Below are 23,036 nucleotides of genomic sequence, written 5' to 3'. Positions count from 1 at the left end.
ATCACCTGGAGAGGCTGGGGTCGTGCTTGTAGACCGCCAGCAGGTTGGAGGTGTTGCCGAGGATTCGGTCGTTGTTGATCATGATCGGCGCCGAGAGCGCATCGCGCATCAGGCGCGCCAGGCTCGCCGGACTGTCATTGCGATAGCCCTGGATGCCGCAGATCAGGAAAGCCTGCATCACGATCTCGCCGACGCTCTGCGAAGCCACGACCTTGATGCTGTTCATCGCCACGACGAAGCCCATCGAGGAGAGCTCGTCGGCATCGCCGCGGGCGCGCTCATAGCGATCGAGCCCGGCGACGACCAGCGCCTTGAACTGCTGCAGGCGAGCGAGCAACTCAGCCAGGCGCAGGGCGCTCGGCGGGGTCGAGCCCGGGCGCTTGCGCGCCTCGCTGCGCACAAAGCCCTCTGCGCGGGCGACGGCCTCGGCGGCGATGCCGTACCAGACCGAGGCCCAGAGCAGATGCGCATTGGGCAGCATCGACTGCGCCGCGATCTCGGCGAAGGAGACCGGGATAATCTGCTCGGCCGGGGCACGGCCTGCGAAGGTGAAGTTGTCGGAGCAGGTGCCGCGCATGCCCATGGTGTCCCAGGCGGCGCTGCGTTCCAGCGTGTACTGGTCCTTGGTCAGGACCGACATGACCTGGTCGGAAGGCGGTGCCTCGGGCGTGCGCCGCGAGGTGATCAGGATGGCGTCGGCCTGCGCCCCGTAGGAAATCAGGCAGCCTTCCTTGTCGAGAGTGAAGTCGTCGCCCTCGCGCACCACGCCGCAGATCGACGAACGCAGGTCGCCGCCGACGCCACCGCCCTCGGTGGTGGCCGAGGCCAGCAGCAACTGCTCGCGGGCGATGCGCGCCATGAAGGAGGCGTGCCAGGGATCGTCATTGCAATGCACGACCAGGCTCGACGCCTTGATCTGGTGCATCGCGTAAATCATGCCGCTTGAGGCGCAGGCCTGGGCCAACACGGAGCAGATCTCGGCGATCGTCGCATGGCTGGCTTCCTCGCCGCCATGGACCGCCGGGATCATGATCCCCAGCAGGCGCTCACGCTTCAGCGCCTCGAAGGTCTCGTGCGGGAAGCGCGACTTGGCGTCGACATCGCCGGCGTGCTCGGCCGCCAGCTTGGCGATCTTGCGCGCCTTGGCGATCATCGCCTTCTGCGCCTCGGCGCTGGCGCCCGATGTCTCGGAGGTGAGCTGGTAGCCGGCTTCGGCGAGGCGGGCGAGCGTCGTCATCAGACGTGCTCGCTCTGGATGGTGCGGATCGCGTTCTCGATCGCGGCGATCGAGGCGAAGTTGCGCCGGTTCATCATGTTGTCGGGGAATTCGACCTCGAAGGCTTCCTCGAGCGCCATCATCAGCTCGACCGTGCCGAAGGAGGTCAGGCCGGCATTGTAGAGATCGGCCTCGTCGGCGAGGGTGGCGACATCGACCGGCAGCTTGCCGGTGGTCTTGAGGATTTCGCGGATCCTGGTCTTCATCTTCGGTCCTGCCCTGTCTGATGCCATCGCTGCTGCGGTGCAGCCCCGTCTTGGCCCGCCCTAGACGTGCGGCGGCATCCGCTGGCGCAGAACGCTCGCGATCGCCGTCGGGACGCTTCGGCCGGTTGGTTTGACGCCGTGTTGTTCGTTGCGTCAGGCCTAACGCATAAAATTTAAAGTTACCTTGCGCCGGCCACAGAATGACTGGCGTAAGCACTTCGAGGCTTGGCGCCTGGAGATGTGGTAAACGGTAGATTGCCGCGAATACTCGATTTCCAGAGAATTCAGCCCGTCGCGGCAGCGGAATAATTTGGAGCCATGCTGCGCTGAGCCGCCGGCACGGGCTCCGGCCCGGCGTCGCCATCGCTCGATCCGGTCATGAACCAGAGCAAGGCCGCCGTCTTGATCGAGTAGACGGAGTCGCTGACGATCATCAAAAGGCAGATATAGGTCGCGACGCAGACCTTGAAGCGCCAGGCCCGCGGCGACTTCTCCGGCGCGAAGATGAACAGGCTCCAGAAGCCGATGACGCCGAAGAGCCCGATCTGGTTCAGCGAATAGGCATAGCCGGAATCCGACAGGAACGGCTTGTCCGGCGACAGGCCGAAGACCGCGGCCGGCGAGAGCGAGGTGATCAGGCGCGACGTCCACAGCATGCGGCCGGCGAAATTGTTCTGCCAGTTTACCTCGGCGCTGACGAAGCCATAGATCGCGAACCCGATCAGCATGACGAAGGGCGCAGCCAGCCAGACGAAGCGCGGCGTGATCGGCGCGACGAGATAGGCGACCGTCGCGACGATGCAGACATTGGCGCCGAAGCGGGAGTCGCTGAGCACGATCGCGGTCATGCCAGCGGCCATGGTCAGCCAGCGCTTCGCCATCTGCGGGCGATTCAGCGCCCAGATATAGAGGATCGCTCCGAAATTGCCGGTCGAGATCGGCTCGAGGAAAACCGAGGAGGCGCGGTGTGGACCGAGGAAGGGCAGCAAGGTGCGTGAATCCGGGCGCAGGCCACTGGCGAAGAGTGCGCCGGTCTGGCTGCTGACGTCGCTCGGCGCCACCGTGCCGCGCGCGACATAGTATTTGATGATGTTGAAATAGGTGACGTAGAGGTCGAGGGCGAGGAACTCGAACAGGCCGAAGACGACGACGATGATCCCGCTGATCAAGGCGGCGCGATCGGCTACCCGAGGGTCGTTGCAGCTCTTGCCGAGGAGATAGAAGGCGACCGGGATCAGGAAGTCGCGCACCGCCTTGGGGTCGAGCAGCGGACGCATCGCCATCAGCATGGCGGCGTAGGAGATGAAGACCGCCAGTAGCAGATAGGGCGCGGCATTGCGGCCGAGGCCGAGATAGAGCGCGGTCGCGACCAGCACCACCTCGCAGCCCATCACCATGGTGTCGTTGATGCCCATGACGTTGGTGTTGATGAAGCACAACGCCATGTTGAAGGTGAGCGCGCCGATCAGCAGTACGAGCGGCAGGACCGGCATCGGGCGGGTGGGGTCGAGGCCTCCCGCCATCGTCGCCTGCCTGGTCACGCGGCGGCCTGCGCCGGGCGGCGCAGCCAGCGCGCCGCCAGGCCACGCGCCCCCGTTCCCGCCTCCTCGGGAACGACGAGCGCGACGATATGCTCGCCGACCGGATCGATCGCGGCCGCCTGGTCGACCAGGCTGCGCGGGGTCTCGCCCGTGAGGGACGAGGCGAGGACGATCGCGTCCGGTCGCGCGCCGGCCTTGCCGTCCGAAGACGAGGTCTGCCGCATGATGATGAAATTGCGCCGCCGCCCCGGCCTGGCCGTGGCCGAGGCAGCCGGCTCGATCCGGCGGATGTTCATGTCGCGGCCCGAGCCGTCCTGGCAGAGCAGCACGCTCTCGCCATGCGCCGCCAGGCTGTTGGCGAGATGCTCGGCCAGCGCCGCCTGCGTGGCGTCGTCGACCGATCCGGCGATCATCACCGAGGCCGGCAGATGCGGGCCGAGCGTCCGCTGCAGCAGGCGCGTCACCGGTATCAGCGCATCCTCGCGGCGGGCGGCGGCGGCAGGCAGCGACACCACGGTGCCGACGCCGATCGCCAGGCCGGCGGCCTCCGGCGTCAGCGGTGCCAGCGGCTTCAGCCGCTCGGGGATGATCCGCGACGAAGGCAGCCATTCCAGGAGATAGGCGAGGCCGAGGCCGGCGCAGGCGCCGAAGAGCAGGGCCGCGGCGAGCACGAGCGGAGCCGGCGGTTTGGTCGGCTGCGCCGGCGCCACCGCTTCCGAGAGCATGCGCGAATTATTGGTCTCGATCCGCTTCTGCTGCTCCAGTTCCTTGGCGCGCTGCAGCGAGGCGCTGTAGACAGTGCGCACCGCCTCGGCTTCGCTTTCGAGCTGGCGCAGCTTGATCTGCGCGGCGCCGCTGACCTCCTGCGACTTGGTCAGCTCCGTCGCCCTCTTCCGGAGATTGGCGAGGTTGGCCTCGGTCTGGCGATAGCTTTCCTGCACCGTCGAACGCAGGCGGGCGAGCTCTCCGGACAGCAATCTGCGCGTTTCGGCGAGCTCGGCTCGGATCTCGATCAGGCGCGGATGCTGCGGCGCGAGCGTCTGGGCAAGGCTCGCCGCCTCGCGCGCGCTCTGTGCGTATTGCCCCCTGAGCGAGGTCACCACCGAGGAGGTGAGCGCCTCCGGCAGCGTGTCGGACAGGGGATCGCGGCTCTGATAGCGGGCGAGCTGGTCGCGCCTTGCCTGCTGGCGTGCGAGCTCAGCTTCCGCCTGGCTGATCTGGCCGTAGAGATCGCGCAATTGCTGCGAGATGATCAGCCCGCCCTCGCCGGTGCTGACCAGGCTGTGCTGGCTGCGGAAGCTCTGGACGGCGCGCTCCGCCTCGTCGAGCTGCGTGCGCAGGCCGGCGATCTGGCCGATCAGCGAGGTGTTGGCGCGCTCGACGACGGCACGGCGGCCGTCATTGCCCTGGCGGAAATAGACCTGGGCCAGCCCATTGGCGATATCGGCGGCTTTTTGCGCCTGCGGATGCGAGACGGTGATGCGGAAGACCAGCGAGTTGTCGACGCGCTGGATCACGATCGCGCGCTTGAGCGCATCGACCGCCTGGGCCAGACGTTGGTCCGCTGTCGGCTGCACCAGCCGGCCGAGCAGGCGCGAGACCAGCCCCGGCGGCCGGACGAAAGCGGGATCGTTCTCGAGGTCGAGCTCCTCGATCACCTGTCGCAGCACGCCGGTGGAGGTCATCACCAGCGCCTGGCTGTCGACATTGGCGAAGTCGATCGAGGCCGAGGTATCGGTGCGCACGATGTCCTTGCCGACGACCTGCAGCGCCTGCGGATCGACCAGCAATTCGGCAGTGGCGCGATAGACCGGGACCTGCACAGCCAGATAGGCGAGCGCGAACAGCAGGCAGACGACAGCGCTGGCGATCACCAGCCGGCGGCGACGGCGCAGCAGCTGGAGCAGTTCGGACAGGCTGAAAGCGGCGGTGGCACGGCCTTCCGCCGACGCGCCATCACGTCCTCCCGCCTCCAACGCAGCCGACACCCACAAGCCTCCTCGATCCGGACCGGCGCGGCGCATCCGCGGCCGGACGCGCCGACGGACTCGGCTGGAATTCCACCGCGCATCCTGCCGATCCGTGGTTAACATTCCGGTAACGGAATCATTACGATTCCGTTCAAGTATTCGAGCTTTCAGCTCCCGAAAAATTAACTAAACGGCCAAAGCACCGCGAAAGAACATTTCGTTCTGGGATCGCGAGTGATAGTTCAATATTTACGAAAATCGGCCTGATCGGCCCGCTGTCCTGCCAGCGTGCACGCGGCTTGTGCGATCCCGTTCATGCCTCGTTTACAACAGGAAGAAATCCCCCGGTCACGCGAACCTTTGCTTAGCTCGCGCCGGGTATTCCTGCCCTTGGGAAAGGCCGGCCCGGCAAACACGCCGTGACGAGGACGAGTCCAGACAGCATGCGTATCCTGATGGCCTGTGCAGCGTTCCCGCCCTTCATCGACGGCGGCGGGCCGATCTCGGCGATGATCGTCGCCAAGCTGCTGCTCGCGGCCGGCCATGACCTGACCGTCGTCAACGTCTCCGGCGAGGACAAGTACGAGACCTATGACGGCGTGCCGGTGCACCGCCTGCGCTCGCTCAACATCGACTGGAACTACCGCCTGCCGCGCCCTGGCTGGAAGAAGGCGATCTGGCATGCGCTGGAGAACTTCAATCCGCGCGCCTTCTTCGTCATGCGCCGCGAGATCAGGCGCCTGCGGCCGGACATCGTGCTCACCGACTCGATCGAGAACATCAATGTCGCGACCTGGGCGGCGGCGAAGAGCTGCGGCGTGCCGGTCGCTCATATCCTGCGCAGCACCTTCCTGCTCTGCTGGAAGGGCAGCATGTGGAAGGGCAACGACAATTGCGGGCGCGCCTGCAGCTCCTGCCAGGTGACCTCCTATGGCAAGAAGCTGAATTCGCGCTTCGTCGACGCGGTGATCGGCGAGACCGACTTCATCATCGGCCGCCATACCGAGCACGGCTATTTCCCGAACGCGACGACGCACGCCATTCCGGGTGCGATCGCGCCCGTGCACGGCGCCCTGCCCCGCACAGCGCCGCCGGCGGAGCGCCCGCTGCGCATCGGCTTCATCGGCGTCCACGATCCCATCAAGGGGCTGGACACGCTGGCCGCGGCGGCGCAGCGGCTCGCAGGCCAGCCTGTCGAGTTCCTGATCGCCGGCACCGGCCAGAGCGACTATGCCAAGGCTCTGCCCGGGCGCTTCCCGGCGCAGAACACCCGCTTCCTCGGCTGGACCAAGCCCGACGCATTCCTGCCCGAGATCGATGTCCTCGCCGTCCCGTCGCTGTTCCGCGAGCCGTTCGGGCGGGTGGTGATCGAGGCCTTCGCCCATGGCGTACCGGTGATCGGCGCAAGGTCCGGCGGCATCCCCGAAACGATTCAGCCGGGTGTCAACGGCGCCCTGTTCGCACCGGGCAACGATGCCGCGCTGGCCGAGCAGATCATGGCCTACGTCAGGGATCGCGCGCTCGTCCCGACGCAATCGGCCGGCGCGCTCGCCGCTGCCGCCCGCTACAGCCCGGACCGGATCGCCGCCGCCTATGGCGCTGTCTTCGAAGGCCTCGTCGGCAAGCCGACCGGTGAGGCCCTCCTTCAGCCGCGGGAGGCGCGGTCGTGAGGGAACTGCTCGATCTCGCCTGGAACGGAGCCGGCCGCTTCCTGCCGGCCTTCTCCTCGCGCTTCAGCAGCACGCTGCTGAGCTTCCTCGTGCTGCTGGCCGCGAGCCATTTCCTGCCGACCTCGGAATACGGGCTCTATGTCTTCCTGTTCTCGATCGGCAGCGCGCTCGGGCTGATCGCCGTGCTCGGCCAGCAGATCCTGGTGGTGAAGCATTATCGCCGGGCCGAGGCGAGCGGCCATCCGCTCAACCAGGCGCTGCTCGGCGTCAACGCGCGCTGGCTCGCGCTCGGCTGCTTCGTGCTGCTGGCGGCGGCGCTGCCGCTCTGGCTCTTCGCCGAGCGGCTGCCGCCGACCTATCACTATCTCTGGCTCGCCTTCGTCTTCGCCGCGATCTTCGCGCTCAGCGAGTACCTGCAGAACTATTTCCGCATCCACGGCCGCATCAACATGTCGCTGGTGCCGCGCGAGATCGTCTGGCGCGGCAGCTCGATCCTGCTGATCGCCGGGGCCGGCTTCGCCGGGGTGATGGGCGGCGGCGCGGGCGCGATGGCGATCGTCACCGGCCTGCTCGCGGCGACGACGCTCTACCAGAGCGTCTGCTTCGTCCAGGACGAGGGGCTGGGCTGGCTCTGGGCGCGCGACCAGGTGCCGCCGGAGACCCATGGCGAATGGCGCCGGGAAAGCGGCTATTTCATCGCCAACAACGTGCTGAACTCGGCCTCGGCCTATCTCGAGACCATCCTGATCGGCGCGCTTCTCGGCCTGAACGAGGCCGGCTTCTATTTCGTCGCGGTGCGGATCTCGATGCTGCTCCTGCTGCCGCTGGCGGCGATCGACACGGTCGGCATCCCGATGATCGCCGCCCGCTTCCAGAAGTCCGATACGGCCGGCGCCCAGTTGCTGATCGGACGGCTCTCCTTCGCGAGCTTCTGCATCTCGCTGCTCGGTGCGCTGGCGCTCGCCGTGGTCGCGCCCTTCATCCTGCATTTGTTCAATGCGGAGTTCGTCCAGCACGAGAACGTGCTGGTCGCGCTCTGCGTGATGTCGGTCTCGCTCGCCTTCTTCGGCCCCGGCTCCTGGCTGCTGATGATCGGCGGCGGCGAGCGCTTCTTCCTGATCGCGCGGGCGATCATGTTCGTCATCTATCTCGGCCTGCTCTACGCGCTGGCGCGGGTCGGCGGGCTGATGGGCATCGCCATCGCCGGGCTGATCTTCAGCACCGCCTCCAGCCTCGCCGCCTGGTATTGGATCAAGCAGAAATGGCGGATCGACAACATGGCGACCGCCTTCTTCCGGCCCTTCCTGTTCGGCGGCGCGCCTGAAGACAAGCCAGACCCGCTGCCGCCCGGCCGCGCCAGCGAAGGAGCCGGCCGATGACGGTAGCCGCAGCCTATCGTATCGACCCGGCCGGAGAGACGAGCACGGCCCCCTCGCCATTCGGCACGCCGGTGACCTTCGGCCGCAGCATGGGCATGTTCCATGCCGGCAGTGCTCCGGTCGCAGTGCTGATGCTCGGCGCCATCGGTTATGAGGAGCTGTGCCTGCGCGCCACCTGGCGCAGCCTGGCGCAGGGCATCTCCGACAAGGGCATCGCCTGCCTGCGCTTCGACTATCCCGGCCAGGGCGACGCCCATGAGGCCGCCGATGTGCAAGGGCTGGACGACTGGTTCGAGACCATTCGTGGCGCCGCGCAAGTGCTGCGCCGGGCCAGCGGCTGCGAGCGCCTGATCCTGCTAGGCCAGGGCCTCGGCGGGACGCTTGCGCTCAAGCTCGCCGAGGAACTCGCGCCGGTCGCCGCCAGCGTGCTGATGGCGCCTGTCGGCAACGGCAAACGCTATCTGCGCGAGCTTTCGGCCTGGACGCGCATCGTCTCGGACCGGATCGGCATCGGCACCGACCCCGACGACGACACGCGCTGCGCCGTGGCGGGCCTGCGCATCGCGCCCGGCCGCCTGCCGGCGATCGCGACGCTCGGCACGGGCGCGCTTCGGCAGGCGCCGTCCGAGCAGGTGCTGCTGCTGTCGCGGCCCGGCCATGGCGGCGATGCGGCCCTGGCCGAGGCGCTCACCGGCCTCGGGGCCACCGTGACGCAGCGCGACTATGACGGCTACGAGACTCTGACCACCGACCCCACCGCGGCGCGCCCCCCCAAGGCGACCATCGCCGGGATCGTCGACTGGATTGCCGAACGCGCGGCGGCTGCCGGCTCCATTTCCACTGGCGTGGGGACAACCCAGTTGCCCGGCCCAGCAGAAGGCCTGCTCGGCGACGGCTTCGTCGAACGGCCGATCCGCTTCGGCCCGGATGGCCGGCTCTTCGGCGTGCTCTGCGAGCCGCTCGGGCCGGCGGCGCGCGAAACCATCGTCTTCGTCAATGCCGGCCGCGACTACCATATCGGCTGGGCCCGGGTCAGCGTCAGCCAGGCGCGCGCCTTCGCCCAGCGCGGCATCGCCTCCTTGCGCTTCGACGCCAGCAGCGTCGGCGACAGCGGTATCGCCGCCGACGGGCCGGAGGAGATCCTCTATTCGCAGGCGCAGATCGACGATGTCCGGCTTGCCATCGACGCGATGCAGGCGCGTGGCTTCGACGCGCCGGTGCTGATCGGGCGCTGCAGCGGCGCCTATGCCGCCTTCCACGCCGCGGTGATCGACGAGCGCATCCGCCGCCTCGTGATCGTCAACAATGAACGCTTCGTCTGGGATCCAGACGAGAGCGTCGAGGATGCGATCCGCTATGCCCATCGCAGCGCCGGCGATCTCGGCGCGACGCTCGCCCGCAAGGGCGGGCTGCGCCGCCTGCTCACCGGCAAGCTCCGCGTCGGACCGGCTGGACGCTATCTGATCTATCGCTATCGCAAGCGGCTCTCGGTCAAGCTCGCGCCCGTTCTCGGGCGACTGACCAAGCATGGTCGGCTCCACCACCAGTGCCATCGCCATTTCGCCACGCTCGCGGCGCGTAATGTCGAATTGTCGCTACTCTATGCCGACGGCGATGTCGGCCTGGCCGAGCTCGAGACCTATTTCGGCGAGGCCGGCAAGGGCCTTGCCATCTATCCGAATGCCTCGCTGACCATGCTCGCCGACGCCGACCACAACTTCACGCATCTCGCCGCCGGGCGCCGGCTGCTCGACGCGCTCATGCGGATCGTTGCGCCGTGAAGCGGGCCATGCTCGCCTTGGCCCTGCTCGCTACCCTGCCGGCGCAAGCGGAGACCTGCCTGCGCGGCGTCAATCTCTCGGGCGCCGAATTCGGCGACACGCCCGGCAAGGTCGACACCGACTACACCTATCCGAGCGAACAGGCGATCCAGCGGCTCGGCAAGCTCGGCGCCAGCGCCATTCGCCTGCCCTTCCGCTGGGAGCGCCTTCAGCCTGACCTCAACGGCGGGCTTGACATCATGGAGCTGGCCTATCTCGACCAGACGGTCCGCCGGATCAACGAGGCCGGGCTGATCGCCATCATCGACCTGCACAATTACGGTTACTACGCCAAGAAGCAGCTCGGCTCGAAGGAGCTTCAGGCCGAAGCGCTCGCCAATGTCTGGAGCCGGCTCGCCACCCACTACCGCGACCGGCCCAAGCTCGTCTTCTCGCTGATGAACGAGCCCTATGACATCAACAGCGCGGACTGGGCGAAAATCCAGAACGGCGCCATCGCCGCGATCCGCAAGGCCGGCGCCAAGCAGCTCCTGCTCGTCACCGGCACGGCCTTCGGCGGCGCCCATAGCTGGACCTCCGATCTGCCCGTCGGCAACAACGGTCGCGATCTGCTGGGCGTCGTCGACCCGCTCGACCGCTACGCCTACGACTTCCACCAATATCTCGACGCCGACTATTCCGGCCGCGCCGCGGAATGCTCGGCCGCAGCCGGCGCGCTCAAGGCGATCGACGACGTCACCGCCTGGCTCAAGGCCAATGGCCGCCGCGGCTTCCTCGGCGAGTTCGCCGCCTCGAACAAGCCGGAGTGCTTGAAGGCCCTGCAACAGATGACGACGAAGCTCGATGCCAATCCGCAGCAATGGCTCGGCTGGACCGCCTGGGGCGCCGGGCCGTGGTGGCCGGCGGACTATGTCTTCAATCTCGAACCGACCAAGGCCGGCGAGCGCCCGCAGATGAAGGTGCTGCTCGAACGCTTGAAGGCGAAGCGGCCCAACGCCATCTGCGGCCGGGAGGCCAAATCGTGACCGCTCCGTTCTCCCATCGCGCCGCGCTGGCACTGCCGGCCGGCACGCGCATCGTCCATGTCGTGCGCCAGTTCCTGCCCAATCGCGGCGGGCTGGAAGACGTCGTCGCCAATCTCTGCCGGGCGCAGCTGGCGCTGGGCCTCAAGCCCTCGGTGGTGACGCTCGACCGGCTGTTCTCGCGGCCAGAGCTTATTCTGCCGGCGAGCGAGGTGATCGACGGCATTCCCGTCACCCGCATCCCCTTCCGCGGCTCGACGCGCTATCCGCTCGCGCCCGAGGTGTTCAAGCACCTGCGCGATGCCGACCTCGTCCATGTCCACGCGATCGACTTCTTCTTCGATGCGCTCGCTCTGGGATGGCTGCTGCATCGCAAGCCGCTCGTTGCCACCACCCATGGCGGCTTCTTCCACACCACCGACTTCGCCGGCCTGAAGAAGATCTGGTTCAACGGCCCTACCCGGCTCTCGGCCCAGATCTATCGCGGCATCGCCGGCTGCAGCACGAACGATGCCCGCATGTTCGAGCGGCTGGCGCCCGGCAAGGTCCGGGTGATCGAGAACGGCGTCGATCTCGACAAGTTCGCCGGCGCCTCCAGCCCCGACCCACAGCGGCGCCTGGTCAGCATTGGCCGCTTCTCCAAGAACAAACGCCCGGACCGGCTGATCGCGACGATGGCGGCGCTGGCGCGGCGCGAACCCTCCTGGCATCTCGACATGCTCGGCGTCACCTCGGACTGGACCGAAGAGGCGCTGCGCCAGGCGATCGCCGACGCCGGCATGGCGCAGAATGTGACGCTGCATCTCGGCCTCGACGATGCCGCGGCTAGGCAAGTGATGAGTCGCGCCTCGCTCTTCGTATCCGCCTCGGAGTTCGAGGGTTTTGGCCTTGCTTTGGTCGAGGCGATGAGCGCCGGCCTCGTGCCGATCGTCCAGCCCAATGCGGCTTTTGCCAGTCTGGCCAGCAAGTTCCCGATCGTCCGCACCGTCGACTTCGCCGATCCGAACGAAGCTGCTCCGGCCGTCGAGCAGGCCTATGCCGACCTCGTCCACTACCCCGGCAATACGCGCCCACGCCTCTTCGACCTCGCGCCCTATTCCTGGAACGAGGTCACGCGCCGCTATCTCGAATTCTACGCCGCGGCGCTGTAGGTACTGTTGCCGATTGGCGCCGCAGGTTTGCGCAGAATCTCTGCCGTCTTTCCGGGGCTTCGCGCAGCGAAGAGCCCGGAATCCAGAACCGCGGCGTCTTCCAGACGATGCGCCGGCATTGTCGCACCTCTTTGATTCCTGTCACCGGTTCTGGATTCCGGGCCCACGGCTTCGCCGCGCCCCGGAATGACGGGAAGCATCCGCTCTCAATGCTATCTCGCCCTCACCGCGCAAGCCCCCTTGCGCGCCGGCGACTTCTGGCTTTGTAATAGTGGATACACTCATACAGAGCTGCTGACCGAGTGCAGATGGCTCGCGGGGAAACGGGATGAGCTTCGCCTCGAAAGGCATGGCTGCGACGGCGCAGGACGAGGCTTATCGCGCCATTCTCCAGGACATCCGCAGCGGGCGCTATCAGCCCGGCGAGCGCTTGATCCCCGAAACGATCGCGCGTGAGCTCGCCATGAGCCGCATGCCGGTGCGCGAGGCTTTCCAGCGCCTCGCCAATGAGGGCCTCGTCCTGATCCGCCCCAATCGCGGCTGCGTCGTCTCCGGCCTGACCATCGAAGAGATCTACGAGCTCTTCGAGATCCGCTCGGTGCTGGAAGGTCTCGCGGTTCGCCTCGCCATGCCGCGCTTCAATGCCGGCGCATTGGCCGAGCTCGACGACCATGTCGCCCGCATGCACCGCGCCGGTGCGGCCGGCGGCGCCGACTGGCTCGGCCGGCACCAGGAATTCCACGCCTATATTTGCGGCCTCAGCCGGCGGCCCAAGCTGATCGCCCAGATCGCGGCGCTGCACATCGCCGTCGAGCCCTATATGCGCGTCTGGCTGCACCATGTCGCCCAGCCCGCCCATGCCACCGAGCGTCAGGACGAGGTCGTCGAGGCGATCAGGACCGGCGATGCCGAGCATACCGAAGCAGTGATGCGTGACCACGTCCTGCGCACCGCGCCGCGCCTCGCCGAGTTCCTGCGCAGCCGTGGCCAGGCGGCAGGCCTGTCATCTGCCCTCCCGGCAAGCGCAGCGATCTGAACCGAATCAGCGAGCGGCTCGCCAGAAGGCCGCACTGCCGAGGACACCCGAGGCTCAGCCAGAACAATGAGGGGATCAACGATGGATCGACGCCAGTTCCTGAAAGCCTCGGCCGCTGCCACCTTCCTGCCGGCAGCGCCTCATCTCGCTAGCGCGCAGGACAACAAGACCCTGCGCTTCGTGCCCTATTCCGACGTCGCGATCATCGATCCGATCTGGACCAACGGCTACTCGACCCGCACCCATGCGCTACTGGTCTGGGATACGCTCTACGGGCTCGACGACCAGTTCCAGCCGCAACCGCAAATGGTCGAAGGCCATGTCGTCGAGGAGGACGGCAAGCGCTGGACGCTGACGCTACGACCCGGCCTCGTCTTCCATGACGGCAGCAAGGTGCTGGCGCGCGACGCCGTCGCCTCGATCAAGCGCTGGGGCGCCCGTGACACCTTCGGCCAGGCGTTGATGGCGGCGACCGACGAGCTTTCGGCGCCGGATGACCGCACCATCGTCTTCCGGCTGAAGACGCCCTTCCCGCAGCTGCCGGCGGCGCTCGCCCGCCCGAGCGCGCTCGTCGCGGCGATCATGCCGGAGCGCCTCGCCGCAACCGATCCGTTCAAGCAGATCCCGGAAGCGGTCGGCAGCGGCCCCTATCGCTATCTCACCGCCGATCGCATCGCTGGCGCTCGCCATGTCTATGCCCGGCACGAGGGGTACGTTCCGCGCCAGGGCACGCCGAGCTTCACCGCCGGGCCGCGCACTCCCTATCTGGACCGCATCGAATTCACCGTCATGCCGGATGCTGCGACCGCGGTCGCTGCCTTGCAGACCGGCGCGGTCGACTGGGTCGAGCAGCCGATCATCGACCTGCTGCCGCTGCTGCGGAAGGACCCGAACATCGTCGTCGAGGTCAAGGATCGGACCGGCATGGCCGGGCAGCTCCGGCTCAACCACCTGCAACCGCCCTTCAACAATCCGGCGATCCGCCGCGTCATCCTCCAGGCGATCGACCAGGAGGAGTGCATGAACGCGGTCTGCGGCGGCGATCCGCAGGTCGAGCGCGGCAGCATCGGCTTCTTCCCCAACAACTCGCCGATGGCGTCGGACGTCGCGGCCAAGGCCCTGAAGGGGCCGAAGGATTTCGGCAAGCTCAAGCAGGAACTCGCCGCCGCCGGCTACAAGGGCGAGCGCGCCGTCTTCCTGGCGGCGCAGGACGTGCCGCGCATTGCTCTGGTCTGCGATGTCGCCGCCGATGCGCTGCGCAAGATCGGCGTAAATGTCGACGTCGTCGCCGCCGACTGGGGCACTGTCCTGCAGCGCATCAGCAGCCGCAACCCGGTCGAGCAAGGCGGCTGGAGCTGCTACGTCACCTATTGGGCGGGACTCGATCTCGGCTCGCCGGCGACAAGCTCGCCCTTGCGCGGCAATGGCGCCAAGGGCAGCCCGGGCTGGCCCGACAGCCCGCAGATCGAGGCGCTGCGCGCCCGCTTCCTGACCGCTGCCGATCCTGCCGAGCAGAAGGCGATCGGGCGCGAGATCGAACTGCAGGCGATGCAGGACGTCCCCTATGTCCCGGCCGGGCAGTACCTGCAGCCGGTTGCCTATCGCAAGAACCTCACCGGCATGCTGAACGGCGTCCCGGTCTTCACCAATCTGCGCAAGGGCTGAGCGCCCTTCGCTTCCTTCCCGAAAACCCGGCGGCACTGCCGCCGGCCCCTATCTTCACGAAAGCCTCTTCCATGCGTGATCTTGAGCTTCCCGGTCGGTCTCTCGCCATCAGCCGCAACGCGATGGCGGCAACCTCGCATCCCGCCTCGACGCTCGCCGCGCTCGACATCATGAAGGCCGGTGGCAACGCGATCGATGCGGCTATCGCCGCCTGCGCCGTGCAATGCGTGGTTGAGGCCGGCTCGACCGGCGTCGGCGGCGACTGCTTCGTGCTCTATTCGCGCGGCGGCTCGACCGACATTCTCGCCTATAACGGCTCGGGCCGGACGCCCGCCGCTGCGACGCCCGACTGGTACGCGAAGGCCGGCATCACCACGCTGGAGCGGCATTCGCCGCATGTCGTCACCGTGCCCGGCGCGATCGACGCCTGGACCCGGCTCAACAAGGATCATGGCCGCCTGCCGCTCGCAGAAGTTCTAGCCCCCGCCATCGCCTATGCCCGCGACGGCTATGCGCTGACGCCGCGCGTCGCCTACGACCTCGCCGCCCAGCATGAGATCCTGATCCAGGACGCCAACGCCACAGCGACGTTCCTCGTCGATGGCAAGGCCCCGGCCGCCGGCACGGTCCAACGTCAGCCGGGACTGGCCGATACGCTCGAAGCCATTGGCCGTGAAGGCCGCGACGCCTTCTATCGCGGCGAGATCGCCAGGGAGATGGTCGACTATCTCAAGGCCGCCGGCGGCCTGCACACGGCTGACGATTTCGCCGCCGCCGAGGGCGAATACGTCACGCCGATCAGTGCCACCTTCCGTGGCCGCACCGTCTATGAGTGTCCACCGAACGGCCAGGGCGTGATCGCACTGCTGATCATGAAGATCCTCGAGCGCTTCAAGCCGAAGGGCGGCCCGCTTGCGGTCGAGAACCTGCATATCGAGCTGGAGGCAACCCGCCTCGCCTATGCCGCCCGCGATCGTTTCCTCGCCGACCCCGCCCAGGCGCAGGTGCCGGTCGAGCATCTGCTCTCGAATGAGCTTGCCGACGAACTCGCCGGGATGATCGATCCCGAGCGCGCGCTCGATCCGCTGCCAGTCATCCCCGGCGGCGCCGAGCACAAGGACACGGTCTACATCAGCGTCGTCGACAAGGACCGCAACGCCGTCTCCTTCATCAACTCGATCTTCTCGCCCTATGGCAGCGGGTTGATGACGAAGAAATCCGGCGTGCTCTTCCACAATCGCGGCCAGAGCTTCGTGCTGAAGCAAGGCCACCCCAACGCGATCGCCCCCCGCAAACGCCCGATGCACACCATCATCCCCGGCATGCTCGCCGAGGGCGGCCGCGTCGTCATGCCCTTCGGCGTGATGGGTGGGCACTACCAGGCGATGGGCCATGCCCATTTCCTGGCCAAGCTGTTCGACCACGGCCTCGATCTGCAGGAGGCAATCGACCTGCCGCGCCTGTTCCCGCTGCCCGGCACGAACACGGTCGAGGCGGAGACACGCCTGCGCGAGAGCCTCGGCGCGGCGCTCGCCGCGCGCGGCTTCAAGGTCGACGTGCCGAAATCGCCGATGGGCGGTGCCCAAGCGATCTGGATCGACTGGGAGAAGGGCACGCTGACCGGCGGCTCCGACCCGCGCAAGGACGGCTGCGCCCTCGGCTACTGAGTGTCCAGCGCGAGGCCGCTCTGCATCGGGCGGCCTCGACAGCGCCGGCGATCCCGGCAAGCTTCTCCTCAGAACAAGTCTAGGGAGGAGCGGGCATGGCGGGCGAGGAACCCAAGGGGCGCGGCATCGCCGGCGGGCTGACCAATTACGGCGACCCGGCCTTCGCCGCATACCTCCGCCGCTCCTTCGCCCGCTCGATGGGCTATTCCGACGAGGCGCTGGCGCGCCCGATCGTCGGCATCGCCAACACCTATAGCGGCCTCAACAACTGCCATCGGCACTTTCCGGAGCTGCTGGAGGCGGTGAAGCGCGGCGTGTTGATGGCCGGCGGCCTGCCCGTCGAGTTCCCAACCATCTCGCTCGGCGAGGTCTTCCTCAACCCGACCAGCCTCAAATTCCGCAATCTGATGGCGATGGGCACGGAGGAGATGATCCGGGCCCAGCCGATCGACGCCGTCGTGCTGATGGGCGGCTGCGACAAGACCGTGCCGGCGCAATTGATGGCGGCGCTCTCGGCCAATGTCCCGACCGTCCAGCTCGTCGCCGGGCCGATGTCGACCGGCCGCCACAAGGGCGAGCGGCTCGGCGCCTGCACCGATTGCCGCCGCTTCTGGGCCCGCTTCCGCGCCGGCGAGATCGACCAGGCGGAGATCGACGTGGTCGAGGGCAGGCTCGCAACCACCGCCGGCACCTGCGCGGTGATGGGCACAGCCTCGACCATGGCCTGCATCGCCGAGACGCTGGGTCTGTCGCTGCCGCGCTCGGCCGCGATCCCGGCCGTCCATGCCGACCGTCTGCGCAACGCCGAGGAGAGCGGCAAGCGCGCGGTCGCCCTGATCGGCACGCAAACCCTGCTGCCGCGCCAGATCGTCACCGAGCAGGCGATCGAGAACGCCTGGCGCGTGCTGCTGGCGATCTCCGGCTCGACCAATGCCGTCGTACACCTCACCGCCATCGCCCGCCGCGCCGGCATCAAGGTCGACCTCAACCGTCTCAACCGGCTCTCCGACGAGACGCCGGTGCTGGTGAACCTGAAGCCGGTCGGCAACAACTATATGGAGGACTTCTTCGCCGCCGGCGGCGTGCCCGCGGTGCTGCGCGAACTGCGTGATCTCCTGCATCTCGACTGCCTCAGCGTGACCGGGCAGACGTTGCGCGAGCTGATCGACGCGCCGCTCGCCGATCAGGTCGACCGCACGATCATCCGTTCGCGGGCCGAGCCGGTCGATCCCGATGGCGGGCTCGTCGCGGTGTTCGGCTCGCTCGCCCCGCGCGGCGCCATCGTCAAGCGCGCCGCGGCCGAGAAGCGCCTGCTCGAGCATGAGGGCCGCGCCGTCGTGTTCTCCTCGCTGGAAGACCTCTCGGCCCGCATCGACGATCCCGATCTCGATGTTGGCCCAGACGACATTCTCGTCCTGCAGAACGCCGGCCCGAAGAGCGCCGCCGCCATGCCTGAAGCCGGCTATCTGCCGATCCCGCGCAAGCTCGCGGCCAAGGGCATCAAGGACATGGTCCGCATCTCCGATGCCCGCATGTCCGGCACCGCCTATGGCGCGATCGTGCTGCATGTCGCGCCGGAGGCGGCGGTCGGGGGGCCGCTGGCGCTCGTCCGCACCGGCGATCGTATCCGGCTCAGCGTGGCCGAGCGCCGGCTCGACCTGCTGGTCGATGATGCCGAGCTTGAAGCACGCCGCGCCGCCCTGCCGCAGCCGCCAGCGAAGGAGCGCCGCGGCTATGACCGGCTCTATGACGAGCACGTGCTCCAGGCCGATGAGGGCGTCGATTTCGACTTCTGCTGAGCGCTGTCGTCATCGCGAGCGCAGCGAAGCGACCCAGGGGGACCAGCCGCAGTGCCCTGCCGCTCCTGGATTGCTTCGCTACGCTCGCAATGACGGAACTGTCAGGCGAGGTGGCAGGCGATCTCCAGCTCGCCCTCGCGCCGCAGCGCCGGCGCCTCAATGCGGCAGCGCTCGACCGCCTGCGAGCAGCGCGGATGGAAGGCGCAGCCCGGCGGCGGCGCGATCGGGCTCGGCACCTCGCCCGACATCGGCCGGCGCTGGCGGTTCGGCTTCTCGACATCGGGGATCGTGTCGAGCAGCAGCCGCGTATAGGGATGGCGCGGCCGGCCGAAGACCTCTTCCGCCGGCCCGCTCTCGACGAAGCGGCCGAGATACATGATGGCGAGATGGTCCGACATGTGCCGGACCACCGAGAGATTGTGGCTGATGAAGAGATAGGTCAGCCCGAACTCCTTCTGCAGGCGGACCATCAGATTGAGGATCTGCGCCTGCACGGAGACGTCGAGCGCCGAGGTCGGCTCGTCGCAAACGAGGAAGTCCGCTTCGGTCGCCAGCGCCCTCGCGATCGAGATGCGCTGGCGCTGGCCGCCCGAGAACTCATGCGGAAAGCGGCTCGCATCTGCCCGCGACAGGCCGACGATTTCGAGCAGGTCCCCGACGCGGGTCGCCGTCTCCCCCTCGTCCTTGCGCAGCTTTAGCTCGCGGATCGGCTCGGCGATGATGTCGCCGACGCGCCAGCGCGGATTGAGCGAGGCGTAGGGGTCCTGAAAGATCATCTGCACCCGCGGCGGCCCGACCGAGCCATCGGTGCGCTTGATGTCCTTGAAATCGAGCATGCCCTGCGTCGGTCGTTGCAGGCCGACGACCATGCGCGCCAGCGTTGACTTCCCGCAGCCGGATTCGCCGACGATGCTGAAGGTGGTGCCGCGCTGGACGCTGAACGAGACGTTCTCGACCGCGCGCAAGACGCGGCGCGGCTCGGCTGAGAACAGCCGCGACAGCGCCGGCGCCGAGACGTCGAAGCGGCAGGAGGCCGAGGTGACTTCGAGGATGGTGTTCGCCTCAGCCATGGGCCGCCTCCTGGAGCGGAAAATGGCAGGCGGCGGCATGGCCGGAGACCGGCAGGCCGGGCTTGTTCTCCCTGCAGAAATCGGTGGCGAAGCCGCAGCGCGGATTGAAGGCACAGCCGGACGGAATGGCGTTCAGCCGCGGCATCGAGCCGTCGATCTGGTTGAGATGGGCGTTGCGGCGATGAACGCTCGGGATCGAAGCCATCAAACCCGCGGTGTAGGGATGGCGCGGCCGGCGCGTCACCTCCTCGACCGGGCCGATCTCGACGACGCGCCCGGCATACATCACCGCGACCCGGTCGGCCGTTTCGGCGATCACGCCCATATCGTGCGTCACCAGCATGATCGCGGTACCGTGTTCGCGGCAGAGCCGCTTCAACAGGGTGGTGATCTGCGCCTGGATGGAAACGTCGAGCGCGGTCGTCGGCTCGTCGGCGATGATCAATGTCGGCTCGGCGCAGAGCGCGAGCGCGATGACGACGCGCTGGCGCATGCCGCCGGAAAATTGGTGCGGGTAGTGGTCGATCCGCGTCTCGGCGGCGGGGATGCCGACCTCATTGAGCAGGTCGAGCGCCCGCTCGCGCGCCTGCGCCTTGCTGACCGGCAGATGCGTGGTGATGGTCTCGACCAATTGCTCGCCGACGGTCAGGAGCGGATGCAGCGAGGTCAGCGGATCCTGGAAGATCGCGCCGATCCGGCGGCCGCGCAGCTTGCGCATCGCCTCGGCCGGCAGATTGTCGATGCGCTGGCCGGAGAGCTTGATCTCGCCGCCGGCCAAGCGCCCCGGCGGATCGAGCAAGCCGATCACCGCCGTGCCGGTCAGCGACTTGCCGGCGCCGGACTCGCCGACGACGCCCAAGATCTCTCCCGGCGCGATCTCGAAAGAGACGCCATCGAGCGCCGTCAGCGGGCCGCGCCGCCCGTCGAAGACGATGCGCAGGTCACGGACCGAGAGCAGCGCTGGCTGGGCGTTCACGCGGTGTCCTCCTTGCGTTCGATCGCGTAGCTGGACGAGAAGATCTCGCTCATCGGCGGGTGGCCCAAAGTGCGCTCCGGATAGCGCGCCATCACGCCTTCGAACTGCTTCTGGGCGCGGATGTTGTCGGCGGCCTCGTCCTGGCCCGGAATGGCCCGGTCCTCCATGACGAAGCGGCCGTCAATCACCACCGCCACGAAGTCGTGGCCATGGCCGGTCAGCATCATCGTCTGGATGGGATCGATGATTTGCCCGCTATGCGGCCGGTCGAATGCGAAGACGGTGATGTCGGCGCGGGAGCCCGGCTGGAGGCGGCCGAGATCGGGCCGCTGCAGCGCGTTCGCGCCGCCGATGGTGGCGGCGTCGTAATAATCCTCGGAGCGCACGGCGCCGACATTGCCGGCCATGGTGCGGGCGAGGATCATGCCGGTCTGCAGGTTCATCACCATGTCCGGCGGGGCGGTATCGGTCCCCATGGCGATGTTGAGGCCCATGGCGCGATAGCTGCCGAAATGGTTGATGGTGCCGCCATGCCGGCCCGAGACCAGCGGGCAATGCACGATGCTGGCGCCGGAATCCCGGATGATCTCGAGATCGCGGCCGGGACGGTCGATCAGGCGGCTGCCCGAGACGACCGTGCCATGCGGCAGCAGGCAGCGCTCGTCGAGGAAGCCGAGGCTTTCCAGCCATTCCGGTGGGCTCATACCGTGCTGGGCAAGGACAAGGTCGTATTCGATCTTCGACTGGCAGCAGTGGAGCCGGACGGGGATATCGAGCTCGCGCGATGCGGCGGCGGTGCGGCGCAACAGCTCGGCCGTCGAGGTCTCGATGCGGTCGGGCGCGAGCATCGCACGGATCAGCCCGCCGGCTGCGCCTTCGTGACGCCCCGCGAAATCGATCGCGGCGTCGAGCTCGGCGAGGCCGCGGGGCTCATCGTAATGGGTGACGATGCGCCCATCCGCCTCGACCAGCTGGTTGCCGGTGCGATAGGCCGGGCCGAGATAGGCGCGCAGGCCGAGATCGGCGGCCGCTTCGGCCGCGTCCTCGAACTCCTGCACCGTCTCGCCCCAGGCGCGGTAGAACAGCGAGGCGATCGGCAGCGCCGTGGTGATGCCGTTGCGGATCAGCTGCGAGAAGGCATAGCGCTTCTGGAAGGCGAGCTCCTCGCGCGTATACATCTCGTAGGGGCCAGCCTCGAGATAGCTGCGCGGCCAGACACGCCCCTTCTTCCAGGCCGGCTGGTTGTCATAGCCGAGGATGGTGGTGTCGAGGTCCGAGAGCGCGTCACAATCGATGAAGCCCGGGCCGATCAAGGCATGGCCGTAATCGATGCGCCTGATGACCTCGCCCGGGAAGCCATGGCCGACGAAGACGACCTCGCCGTTCTCGAACACGACCTCGCCGTGCTCATAGAGGCGATGGCGGCCGTCCTTGTGGCCGACCACCCAGCGCGCGGTCATCAGGATGCGGCCTTCGGGCCGCTTCTTGGCGTGCAGGCTCACGGGGCGGTCCTCACCGAAACGCCGTCGCGGGCGACGATCCGGCCGCGCTTGACGACGCGGCGCTTGGGCGAACGGGTGACGACCAGATCCGTCAGGCTCTGGCCGGGCATGATGACGAGATCAGCGATATTGCCTTCGGCGAGACCATAATCCGCGATCTCCATCACCGCGGCGCCGCCGGTCGTGCAGACCTGCAGACCGAGCTCGACCTCGTCGTCGCGGCGGAAATTGTTGCGCAGGCCGATGAACATGGCGCGCTCGACCATGTCGGCATTGCCATAGGGTCCCCAGGTGTCGCGGATACCGTCCGAGCCCGAGCAGACGCGGATGCCGGCATCGAGCAGCTTCTTCACTGCCGGCGCGGTGTTGCGGGCCGGGGCGGTGGTCATGATCGCGATGTCGAGATCGGCGAGCTGCGGAATCACGGGATCGACCAGTTGCGGATCGGTGCCGAGGCAGAAGGCGTGGCTGACGGTGACCTTGCCCTTCATGCCGAGCGCGCGAGTGCGCTCGATGATCAGGTCGAGGGAGAACAACCCCATCTCGCCGGGCTCGTGCAGATGGATGTCGAGCGGCCTGCCATAGCGCTGGCAGAGCCCGAAGATCGCATCGAGATGGCCCTTCGGATCGCGGTCGATGGCGCAGGGATCGAGACCGCCGACGATCTCGCAGCCGGCCTTCATCGCCTCATGCATCAGCTCCAGCGTGCCGGGCCGGCGCAGCAGGCCCGATTGCGGGAAGGCGACGAGCTCGATGTCCATGATGTCCGCGTAGTCGGCGCGGGTCTTCATGATGCCCTCGACGCCCCAGAGCCCGAGATCGGTGTCGACGTCGACATGGCTGCGGGTATGGGTCGAGCCCATCGTCGAGGACTGCACGGTCTGGCGCGCCGACTGGCGGGCCGGATCGAGATCGAGGCGCTTCTTGCTCAGGCGCTCATTGTCGATCTTGTCGAGCAGCTTCGGGCCGACCTCGTTGACGTACCACGCCATGCCCCAGAGGCTCTTGTCGAGATGGGCGTGCGCCTCGACCAGGCCGGGAATGGCGATGTCGCCGCGGCCATCCTCCACCGTAATGCCGGCCGGCGCGGCGATGTCCTTCGCCATCCGGCTGATGCGGCCGCTCTCGATCAGGATGTCGAGAGCCGGCCCGGCATTCGGCCTGACATTGCGGATCAGCAGGGAGGCGGTCATCGCAGGCGTATCCTCTCATTTTCGGTCGTCATGGTCGGGCTTGACCCGACCATCTCGGAAACCAGCGCCCTCTCGTCATGAGATTCTCGGGTCTGCGCTTCGCTGCGCCCGAGAATGACGGCGAGGTTCATG

The 23,036-nt window shown here is 67.6% G+C and carries 18 protein-coding genes; 9 read left to right on the top strand and 9 right to left on the bottom strand.

The features are described 5' to 3' along the window. Position 1: 1 nt before the first annotated feature. From AC3WLC_RS09275 to AC3WLC_RS09260, 4 genes are all read right to left on the bottom strand, one after another. Positions 2-1,237, bottom strand: a complete 1,236-nt coding sequence (locus AC3WLC_RS09275; RefSeq protein ID WP_493683636.1) for an acyl-CoA dehydrogenase family protein — start codon at positions 1,235-1,237, stop codon at positions 2-4. Continuing rightward, positions 1,237-1,482, bottom strand: coding sequence for an acyl carrier protein (locus AC3WLC_RS09270; RefSeq protein WP_291673656.1), 246 nt, complete (start codon positions 1,480-1,482; stop codon positions 1,237-1,239). The genes AC3WLC_RS09275 and AC3WLC_RS09270 overlap by 1 nt, the downstream gene beginning before the upstream one ends. A 284-nt stretch (positions 1,483-1,766) precedes the next feature. Beyond that, positions 1,767-3,023: a UDP-phosphate alpha N-acetylglucosaminyltransferase gene (locus tag AC3WLC_RS09265; protein WP_493683635.1), complete on the bottom strand. Its 1,257-nt coding sequence runs from the start codon at positions 3,021-3,023 to the stop codon at positions 1,767-1,769. Beyond that, positions 3,020-5,011, bottom strand: coding sequence for a GumC family protein (locus AC3WLC_RS09260; protein ID WP_493683634.1), 1,992 nt, complete (start codon positions 5,009-5,011; stop codon positions 3,020-3,022). Before AC3WLC_RS09260 ends, AC3WLC_RS09265 begins: the two co-directional genes overlap by 4 nt. Positions 5,012-5,436: 425 nt before the next feature. On the opposite strand from AC3WLC_RS09260, the gene AC3WLC_RS09255 reads away from it, so the two are divergent. From AC3WLC_RS09255 to AC3WLC_RS09215, 9 genes are all read left to right on the top strand, one after another. Beyond that, a complete protein-coding gene (locus AC3WLC_RS09255; protein WP_493683633.1) occupies positions 5,437-6,663 on the top strand; it encodes a glycosyltransferase family 4 protein in 1,227 nt (408 codons plus the stop codon). Then, positions 6,660-8,042 (top strand): lipopolysaccharide biosynthesis protein, encoded by a 1,383-nt coding sequence (locus tag AC3WLC_RS09250; RefSeq protein ID WP_493683632.1) that lies wholly within the window; start codon positions 6,660-6,662, stop codon positions 8,040-8,042. The genes AC3WLC_RS09255 and AC3WLC_RS09250 overlap by 4 nt, the downstream gene beginning before the upstream one ends. Then, the gene (locus AC3WLC_RS09245; protein WP_493683631.1) at positions 8,039-9,823 is read left to right on the top strand and encodes a serine aminopeptidase domain-containing protein; all 1,785 of its coding nucleotides are present in this window, start codon (positions 8,039-8,041) and stop codon (positions 9,821-9,823) included. Before AC3WLC_RS09250 ends, AC3WLC_RS09245 begins: the two co-directional genes overlap by 4 nt. A gap of 8 nt (positions 9,824-9,831) precedes the next feature. Next, positions 9,832-10,848 carry a glycoside hydrolase family 5 protein gene (locus tag AC3WLC_RS09240; RefSeq protein ID WP_493683630.1) on the top strand — a complete coding sequence of 339 codons (1,017 nt, stop codon included), beginning with the start codon at positions 9,832-9,834 and terminating at the stop codon, positions 10,846-10,848. Next, entirely contained in the window at positions 10,845-11,996 is a 1,152-nt protein-coding gene (locus AC3WLC_RS09235; RefSeq protein WP_493683629.1) for a glycosyltransferase family 4 protein, read from the top strand. The genes AC3WLC_RS09240 and AC3WLC_RS09235 overlap by 4 nt, the downstream gene beginning before the upstream one ends. A 328-nt stretch (positions 11,997-12,324) precedes the next feature. Continuing rightward, positions 12,325-13,032: a GntR family transcriptional regulator gene (locus tag AC3WLC_RS09230; RefSeq protein WP_493683628.1), complete on the top strand. Its 708-nt coding sequence runs from the start codon at positions 12,325-12,327 to the stop codon at positions 13,030-13,032. A gap of 81 nt (positions 13,033-13,113) precedes the next feature. Then, positions 13,114-14,697 (top strand): ABC transporter substrate-binding protein, encoded by a 1,584-nt coding sequence (locus AC3WLC_RS09225; protein ID WP_493683627.1) that lies wholly within the window; start codon positions 13,114-13,116, stop codon positions 14,695-14,697. Positions 14,698-14,768: 71 nt separating this feature from the next. After that, positions 14,769-16,364, top strand: a complete 1,596-nt coding sequence (ggt, locus tag AC3WLC_RS09220; RefSeq protein ID WP_493683626.1) for a gamma-glutamyltransferase — start codon at positions 14,769-14,771, stop codon at positions 16,362-16,364. Between the two features lie 95 nt (positions 16,365-16,459). Next, complete coding sequence (locus tag AC3WLC_RS09215; RefSeq protein WP_493683625.1) at positions 16,460-18,163, top strand: IlvD/Edd family dehydratase; 1,704 nt, start codon at positions 16,460-16,462, stop codon at positions 18,161-18,163. Between the two features lie 101 nt (positions 18,164-18,264). On the opposite strand, the gene AC3WLC_RS09210 is transcribed toward AC3WLC_RS09215, so the two are convergent. The 5 genes from AC3WLC_RS09210 to AC3WLC_RS09190 are packed head-to-tail and all read right to left on the bottom strand — an operon-like array spanning position 18,265 to position 23,035. Then, the gene (locus tag AC3WLC_RS09210) at positions 18,265-19,233 is read right to left on the bottom strand and encodes an ABC transporter ATP-binding protein (protein ID WP_493683624.1); all 969 of its coding nucleotides are present in this window, start codon (positions 19,231-19,233) and stop codon (positions 18,265-18,267) included. After that, complete coding sequence (locus tag AC3WLC_RS09205; protein ID WP_493683623.1) at positions 19,226-20,209, bottom strand: ABC transporter ATP-binding protein; 984 nt, start codon at positions 20,207-20,209, stop codon at positions 19,226-19,228. Before AC3WLC_RS09205 ends, AC3WLC_RS09210 begins: the two co-directional genes overlap by 8 nt. Continuing rightward, positions 20,206-21,669, bottom strand: a complete 1,464-nt coding sequence (locus tag AC3WLC_RS09200; RefSeq protein WP_493684522.1) for an amidohydrolase family protein — start codon at positions 21,667-21,669, stop codon at positions 20,206-20,208. The genes AC3WLC_RS09205 and AC3WLC_RS09200 overlap by 4 nt, the downstream gene beginning before the upstream one ends. A gap of 38 nt (positions 21,670-21,707) precedes the next feature. Next, positions 21,708-22,904, bottom strand: a complete 1,197-nt coding sequence (locus tag AC3WLC_RS09195) for an amidohydrolase family protein (RefSeq protein WP_493683622.1) — start codon at positions 22,902-22,904, stop codon at positions 21,708-21,710. Further along, complete coding sequence (locus AC3WLC_RS09190; RefSeq protein ID WP_493683621.1) at positions 22,901-23,035, bottom strand: hypothetical protein; 135 nt, start codon at positions 23,033-23,035, stop codon at positions 22,901-22,903. Before AC3WLC_RS09190 ends, AC3WLC_RS09195 begins: the two co-directional genes overlap by 4 nt. Between the last annotated feature and the right edge of the window lies 1 nt (position 23,036).

The sequence above is a fragment of the Allobosea sp. GW821-FHT03A12 genome (assembly GCF_058986765.1).
Note: the sequence above shows the minus strand (reverse complement) of the source record. Positions and strands in the feature narration are given on the sequence as shown.

What these genes read in the sequence shown, in the direction of transcription:
- ggt (WP_493683626.1), top strand. Translation starts at nt 14,769, where the DNA reads ATGCGTGATCTTGAGCTTCCCGGTCGGTCTCTCGCCATCAGCCGCAAC.
- AC3WLC_RS09195 (WP_493683622.1), bottom strand. Translation starts at nt 22,904, where the DNA reads ATGACCGCCTCCCTGCTGATCCGCAATGTCAGGCCGAATGCCGGGCCG.
- AC3WLC_RS09245 (WP_493683631.1), top strand. Translation starts at nt 8,039, where the DNA reads ATGACGGTAGCCGCAGCCTATCGTATCGACCCGGCCGGAGAGACGAGC.
- AC3WLC_RS09240 (WP_493683630.1), top strand. Translation starts at nt 9,832, where the DNA reads ATGCTCGCCTTGGCCCTGCTCGCTACCCTGCCGGCGCAAGCGGAGACC.
- AC3WLC_RS09200 (WP_493684522.1), bottom strand. Translation starts at nt 21,669, where the DNA reads ATGACCGCGCGCTGGGTGGTCGGCCACAAGGACGGCCGCCATCGCCTC.
- AC3WLC_RS09215 (WP_493683625.1), top strand. Translation starts at nt 16,460, where the DNA reads ATGGCGGGCGAGGAACCCAAGGGGCGCGGCATCGCCGGCGGGCTGACC.
- AC3WLC_RS09225 (WP_493683627.1), top strand. Translation starts at nt 13,114, where the DNA reads ATGGATCGACGCCAGTTCCTGAAAGCCTCGGCCGCTGCCACCTTCCTG.
- AC3WLC_RS09230 (WP_493683628.1), top strand. Translation starts at nt 12,325, where the DNA reads ATGAGCTTCGCCTCGAAAGGCATGGCTGCGACGGCGCAGGACGAGGCT.
- AC3WLC_RS09210 (WP_493683624.1), bottom strand. Translation starts at nt 19,233, where the DNA reads ATGGCTGAGGCGAACACCATCCTCGAAGTCACCTCGGCCTCCTGCCGC.
- AC3WLC_RS09255 (WP_493683633.1), top strand. Translation starts at nt 5,437, where the DNA reads ATGCGTATCCTGATGGCCTGTGCAGCGTTCCCGCCCTTCATCGACGGC.
- AC3WLC_RS09190 (WP_493683621.1), bottom strand. Translation starts at nt 23,035, where the DNA reads ATGAACCTCGCCGTCATTCTCGGGCGCAGCGAAGCGCAGACCCGAGAA.
- AC3WLC_RS09275 (WP_493683636.1), bottom strand. Translation starts at nt 1,237, where the DNA reads ATGACGACGCTCGCCCGCCTCGCCGAAGCCGGCTACCAGCTCACCTCC.
- AC3WLC_RS09270 (WP_291673656.1), bottom strand. Translation starts at nt 1,482, where the DNA reads ATGAAGACCAGGATCCGCGAAATCCTCAAGACCACCGGCAAGCTGCCG.